At 54.2% G+C, this 2,723-nt stretch carries 3 protein-coding genes; all 3 read left to right on the top strand.

What is annotated here, in order from left to right; genetic code table 11:
* Positions 1-170: 170 nt before the first annotated feature.
* Genes tsaB through I9W95_RS12995 form a run of 3 tightly spaced genes read left to right on the top strand, consistent with a single transcriptional unit; the run spans position 171 to position 2,484 of the window.
* Entirely contained in the window at positions 171-863 is a 693-nt protein-coding gene (gene tsaB, locus I9W95_RS13005; protein ID WP_225675565.1) for a tRNA (adenosine(37)-N6)-threonylcarbamoyltransferase complex dimerization subunit type 1 TsaB, read from the top strand.
* Between the two features lie 17 nt (positions 864-880).
* Positions 881-1,678: an undecaprenyl-diphosphate phosphatase gene (locus tag I9W95_RS13000; RefSeq protein WP_225675562.1), complete on the top strand. Its 798-nt coding sequence runs from the start codon at positions 881-883 to the stop codon at positions 1,676-1,678.
* A gap of 14 nt (positions 1,679-1,692) precedes the next feature.
* A complete protein-coding gene (locus I9W95_RS12995) occupies positions 1,693-2,484 on the top strand; it encodes a class I SAM-dependent methyltransferase (RefSeq protein WP_225675560.1) in 792 nt (263 codons plus the stop codon).
* The last annotated feature ends 239 nt before the right edge of the window (positions 2,485-2,723 follow it).

Genomic DNA, 2,723 nt, shown 5'->3' with positions numbered 1-2,723 from the left:
TGGCGTATGGGTACCGGGACAACGACTACTTCTTTTTGAAAATCAAAGCGGCGTTTCCCGGTAAAGTGCGATGAACCTTTTTTTTGCCCGTCGCTAGCGACTGCTGTCAGAGCGTGGCGTCAGCAGTCGCTGTGGTATACTGCGCGCCTGTTTTAAGCGTGGTTGCCTTTATGTCTTGTCTTCTGGTTGTTGATGCGTCATCCGCACTCTGTTCTGTTGCTGTTGGGCTACAGGAAAATCATTGGCATATTTCTGAACTTCAGCCTCGCGGGCATGCGCAGCGCTTGCTGCCTATGGTGTCCGAAGTACTTCTGCAAGCCGGACTTCAGCGCCAGCAGTTGCAGGGTATTGCCTATGGACGAGGTCCGGGCTCATTCACCGGTATTCGTATTGCCGCCTCTGTGATGCAGGGTATTGCGCTGGCACTGGATATTCCTGTTGCCGGAATCTCTTCATTACAGGCTGTTGCTCAGCAAGTGCTGGACTCATCTTCAGCTGACAAGGTTATGGCTGTCATGGATGCACATATGGGCGAGGTCTTCTGGGGATTGTATGAGCGCGATGGTGAATACAGCCGGCTGGTTGGTGAGGAGCATGTTGGTTCACCGGATCTTTTTCTGCAAACCATTGCGGATCTGGATTGCCCGCTGGCGGGTAACGGACTGGCGCTGGAATCATTGGCTGATCTCGATGGTCAGTATAAAGATGTACAACCGCAGGCTCTGACAATGCTGAAACTGGCTGAGCCAGTCTGGCAAGCCGGCGGCTTTGGTGCGGTAGATGAACACCAGCCTGTGTATCTGCGTGATACCGTTGCCTGGAAAAAACTGGATGAGCAGCCAAGTCTGCTCAATCGCTCCTGACAGGGATTACAAGTGTTATGGATCTGATCGAAATTGTTGTACTGGCACTGCTGCAGGGACTGACCGAATTCCTCCCTATCTCGAGTTCGGCGCATCTTATTCTGCCATCGGAGGTTTTTGGCTGGCAGGATCAGGGGCTGGCATTTGATGTCGCAGTCCATGTGGGAACCCTGCTGGCGGTTATGCTGTATTTCCGAAAGGATATTGTGGCTCTTATATCCGGTTGGCTGACTACGGGTTTCAGTCGGAGCCCGAATGCCGATGGTCGCCTGGCCTGGTTTGTTGCGCTGGCGACGATACCGGCAGGGCTTGCTGGCTTATTACTGGACGACTGGATTGAAGCCAATCTGCGCACTGTGAATGTTATTGCCTGGACCACCATTGGTTTCGGTATTCTGCTCGGTGTTGCTGATCGACGCACTGGCCAGACACGTTCTCTGGCGACCATGACACTGTGGATGGCGCTGGTTATTGGTTTGGCTCAGGCTCTGGCGCTGGTGCCTGGCACTTCCCGTTCAGGCATTACCATTACCGCTGCGCTGTTTGTCGGGCTGCAGCGTGTCGATGCAGCGCGTTTCTCCTTCCTGTTGTCTATCCCGTTAATCCTGGCGGCGGGTGGCCTGAAAAGTCTGGAGCTGGCAGAGTCAGTGCTGCCAGTCGACTGGAGTTCCATATTACTGGGCGTTGCTATTTCAGCGGTCAGTGCCTGGCTGTGTATTTATTACTTCCTCGCCTTTATTAATCGTATTGGCATGATGCCGTTCGTTATCTATCGACTGATTCTGGGTGGGGTGCTGTTTTTGTTCTTTACCTGAACAGCGCACAGTCTATGGCCGATTATCTGATTTATCTGGACGCGCAGTTTCAGCCGCAGGCAGCTGAACTGGCTGCCCGCTATGGCTTGCAGCTGGCTGACGAAGTCTGTTTGCAGGAGCCGGGCTTTCATCTGGTTCTTGATGCACAAGGCTTAAGTCTGCGTTCAGCAGAGCAGCCAAAAACTGTAGTGAAAGTCGATTTCTCTGCCGGTGCGGTTGCCCATCGGCGGAAGTTCGGCGGTGGCATGGGGCAGGATATTGCTAAGGCGGTGGGTGCAACCGGCGCTTATAAACCCAGTGTTATAGACGCGACTGCGGGGCTCGGTCGTGACAGTTTTGTGCTGGCAACACTGGGGTGTCGGGTATTCGCTCAGGAACGCAATCCGGTGGTGGCGGCCTTGCTGGCTGACGGTTTGGCGCGTGGCATCAGTGACCCTGAGATCAGTGACATTGTCAGTCGTATCTCGCTGACGTTCGGTTCCAGTCATGAACTGTTGGTTCCGGCCGAAGCAGTGCAGGATAGTCCGGATATTGTCTACCTGGATCCGATGTTTGATCACGACCCGAAACAAACTGCGCAGGTTAAAAAAGATATGCAGGCGTTTCGTCAGATCGTTGGGCAGGATACAGATGCTGATGATTTACTGCAGCGTGCGCTGGACTGTGCACGCTGCCGGGTGGTGGTGAAGCGCGCGCGTAAAGCCGAACCGATGGCAGGGCGTAAGCCTTCCTATGCTTTGACAGGTAAATCCAATCGTTTCGATGTGTACGTTAAAGCGAAAGTAGCGCCCATCGGGCAGGAATAAAAATGCCCGCGTCAGCGGCACTGCTGTCCCACCGTTTTAAAGATATCTTTTTTCTATAAACGACTTTTAAATCCGCAATGCCTGCTGCCTCCCAGGGGAACTTACCGAGCGTCGGACCGCCCCTGGCCGGCAGGGCGACCCCAGCTTTTCGCTCCTGGAGCGTTACCCTCATTCTCTCGATTTTTCAGGCCACGCGCCCATGCGACATCCCTGTCGCCGTCCACTCGCCGGACATCCTT

This window comes from Thalassolituus marinus, from assembly GCF_020320395.1.
Lineage (GTDB): Bacteria > Pseudomonadota > Gammaproteobacteria > Pseudomonadales > Oceanobacteraceae > Venatoribacter > Venatoribacter marinus.
The sequence above is the reverse complement of the archived record's forward strand: the minus strand, read 5'-3'. Positions and strand labels throughout refer to the sequence as shown.